1 protein-coding gene is annotated in these 244 nt (G+C 72.1%); it reads left to right on the forward strand.

Annotated elements, in window-relative coordinates:
- Positions 1-34 precede the first annotated feature (34 nt).
- Positions 35-244, forward strand: a 210-nt coding sequence (locus tag OO52_RS45870; RefSeq protein ID WP_420711481.1) for an alpha/beta fold hydrolase, incomplete at its 3' end; no start/stop codon positions are given.

Raw genomic sequence — 244 nt, forward strand, 5'->3', positions numbered from 1 at the left:
CGATTCCTCCTCCACAGACACCGTCTTCGTCTTCGTGCACGGGGCCTGGCACGGCTCCGGGCAGTGGGCGGCGACGCAGCGCGCACTCGCCGCACTCGGAGCCGCGAGCATGGCCATCGACCTGCCGGGGCACGGCTTCGACGCTCCACTGCCCAGCGGATACCTCCAGCCGGGCCAGCCGGGCCTGCTGACCGAGAAGTCCGCGCTCGCCACCGTGACGATGGAGGACAGCGCCGAGGCCGTG

It is taken from the genome of Streptomyces flaveolus (assembly GCF_000716535.1).
Lineage (GTDB): Bacteria > Actinomycetota > Actinomycetes > Streptomycetales > Streptomycetaceae > Streptomyces > Streptomyces flaveolus_A.